This is a genomic window from Pseudomonas sp. TKO26 (assembly GCF_003225665.1).
Taxonomy (GTDB): domain Bacteria; phylum Pseudomonadota; class Gammaproteobacteria; order Pseudomonadales; family Pseudomonadaceae; genus Aquipseudomonas; species Aquipseudomonas saponiphila.
Genome location: NZ_QKLN01000032.1, coordinates 1 through 2,462, shown reverse-complemented (window position 1 = coordinate 2,462; position 2,462 = coordinate 1). Strand labels below are relative to the sequence as shown.

The 2,462-nt window shown below is 51.6% G+C and carries 3 protein-coding genes, 3 tRNA genes and 1 rRNA gene; all 7 read left to right on the top strand.

Going from position 1 to position 2,462, the window contains the following annotated elements; all coding sequences use genetic code 11:
* Positions 1-108, top strand: a 5S ribosomal RNA gene (gene rrf / locus DNK59_RS24225); the annotation flags it as partial.
* Between the two features lie 205 nt (positions 109-313).
* Positions 314-1,273, top strand: coding sequence for a bifunctional biotin--[acetyl-CoA-carboxylase] ligase/biotin operon repressor BirA (birA, locus tag DNK59_RS24220; RefSeq protein ID WP_110724902.1), 960 nt, complete (start codon positions 314-316; stop codon positions 1,271-1,273).
* 56 nt (positions 1,274-1,329) lie between these two features.
* Complete coding sequence (locus tag DNK59_RS24215; RefSeq protein ID WP_092309390.1) at positions 1,330-1,776, top strand: hypothetical protein; 447 nt, start codon at positions 1,330-1,332, stop codon at positions 1,774-1,776.
* A 142-nt stretch (positions 1,777-1,918) separates the two neighbouring features.
* A tRNA-Tyr gene (locus tag DNK59_RS24210) sits at positions 1,919-2,003 on the top strand.
* 24 nt (positions 2,004-2,027) lie between these two features.
* A tRNA-Gly gene (locus tag DNK59_RS24205) sits at positions 2,028-2,101 on the top strand.
* Positions 2,102-2,127: 26 nt separating this feature from the next.
* Positions 2,128-2,203: transfer RNA gene (locus DNK59_RS24200), tRNA-Thr, on the top strand.
* An 84-nt stretch (positions 2,204-2,287) separates the two neighbouring features.
* Positions 2,288-2,462: GTP-binding protein (locus tag DNK59_RS24195; RefSeq protein WP_255313386.1), on the top strand; the 175-nt coding region annotated here is incomplete at its 3' end.

The window sequence follows — 2,462 nt, the reverse complement described above, 5'->3', positions numbered from 1 at the left end:
CCATAGAGCGTTGGAACCACCTGATCCCATCCCGAACTCAGAAGTGAAACGATGCATCGCCGATGGTAGTGTGGGGTTTCCCCATGTGAGAGTAGGTCATCGTCAAGATTAAATTCCGAAACCCCAATTGCGAAAGCAGTTGGGGTTTTGTTTTTGCGCTGCAGAAAAGTTGCGCTGCTGGGGCTGGCCACGCTTGTGTGCTTACGGCTGCCAGTGCTTTGATCTCCCTCTAAAGTCCTTTGCTTGCGGTGATTTCTATGCAATGGCTTAGGGCATGGCTATCATTCCAGCCTCATTGTAAGGCGGAGCTTGCATGTCGACGTTGTTAGAGCTTCTTAAGGATGGGCAATTTCACTCGGGGCAAGCCCTCGGGTGCGCGTTGGGTGTTACTCGTAGTGCTATATGGAAGCAATTACAGCTTCTTGAGGTGGAGTTGGGACTCGATATTCATAAGGTGCGAGGCCGTGGTTACCGACTGGCCTCCCCAATTACTTTGTTAAGCGCAGAGAAAATTAATCGTCTTTCTCCCGATGCACCGTGGGCGGTCCAGGTTTTTGATTTTCTGGACTCGACAAACGCCGAGGCGCTGCGCTCGATCGAGCGTGGATGTGTTGCTCCCTTCCTGGTTCTAGCTGAGCGACAAACAGCGGGTCGCGGTCGGCGCGGTCGTAAGTGGATTAGTCCCTTCGCCGAGAACATTTACTACAGCCTTGTGTTGCGAGTTGATGGTGGTATGCGACAGTTGGAGGGCCTCAGTCTGGTTGTAGGTCTGGCTGTGATGCAGGCTCTTCGAGGTTGTGGCGTTCCAGGTGCGGGGCTGAAATGGCCAAACGATGTTTTGGTCGGTCAGAAAAAGATTGCTGGAATACTTCTTGAGTTGGTGGGTGATCCTGCAGATGTATGTCACGTCGTCATTGGTGTTGGCATCAATGTGAACATGCAGGCTTCTGAGGAGGTCGATCAGGAATGGACTTCGGTAAGGCTTGAGTCTGGCAAGGTCATGGATCGAAACCAGCTTGTCGCTCGCCTGGGTGAGGTTATGGCTGCTTATCTGGAGCGTCATCGCTTGCATGGGTTTTCAGCTATCCAGCATGAGTGGGAGCAAAACCATCTATGGCAGGGGTGCGCAGTGTCTCTGATAGCGGGTGTAACTAAGGTTGATGGGGTTGTACTGGGGATTGATCGCCAGGGAGGGCTGCGTCTTAAGGTGGGGGACGAGGAAAAGGCATATAGCGGTGGAGAGCTTAGTTTAAGGTTGCGCGACGACTCTTGAGCTCTGGCTAGCGCTAATTGGATTGACTGTGGCGCGTCCGCTGTCGTGAGGTGTTTATGCGTTGGTTGTTTCTGCTGTTATTGGTACTCAATGTTTTCTACTACGTCTGGCATCAGCAGGAGGCTCCGCTTCGGGCAAAAGAGGTGATGCCGCTCTCGCTTTATCGAGGTTCTCAGCAGGATATTCGACTGCTGAGCGAGTCTACTGATGCGGTCGAGCGGCGTGATAAGGGGCGGGTCGCAGATGCGGAAGCGGGTTGTCTATATCTGGGGGGCTTTGTGCGCCGTGAGTCGGCTCAGGGGCTTGAGCGGCGTCTCGGTGAGTTGGGGGTTGAGGCCAAATTGCAGGTTTTGAATGCTCCTGGTTCATCAGGTTTTTGGTTGCGCATATCTCCTGAAAGCAAGCATCTATTGGATGATCCTCAGTTGCTGAGCCTTGCTAAGGAATTCAATGAGTTAAAACATAAAATAATGCCTTGTGAGGGGGTTGCAACTGTCGAATAGGTTGCATAGAATGGCGCCCGCTCCGCAGTGAAGACCTCTTGAGGTTGAAGCTAAAGAGTTAGGTCAATGCAGCTAACCTCAAGATTTAATTGAGAAAATGCTTGACAGAAGGGTGGCATAGTATAGAATGCTGCCTCGCTTAGGAGGGGTTCCCGAGCGGCCAAAGGGATCAGACTGTAAATCTGACGTCTACGACTTCGAAGGTTCGAATCCTTCCCCCTCCACCAGATTTAGCGAGAGCTGCAGGCTCCGCGGGTATAGTTTAGTGGTAGAACCTCAGCCTTCCAAGCTGATGATGCGGGTTCGATTCCCGCTACCCGCTCCAAGTTTGCAGATTTTGCAAAGTGTTTTGCTCTTGTAGCTCAGTTGGTAGAGCACACCCTTGGTAAGGGTGAGGTCAGCGGTTCAAATCCGCTCAAGAGCTCCATATAACAAGGCAGATATGAAAATATCTGCCTTTGTTTTAATGGCTTGTGTGAGTTGCTTAATTCTTCTCCTAGGGGTGATTTCGATGGCTAAGGAAAAGTTCGAACGTAATAAGCCGCACGTTAACGTGGGTACTATCGGTCACGTTGACCACGGTAAAACCACTCTGACTGCTGCTCTGACTCGCGTTTGCTCCGAAGTTTTCGGTTCGGCTCGTGTTGACTTCGACAAGATCGACAGCGCCCCAGAAGAAAAGGCTC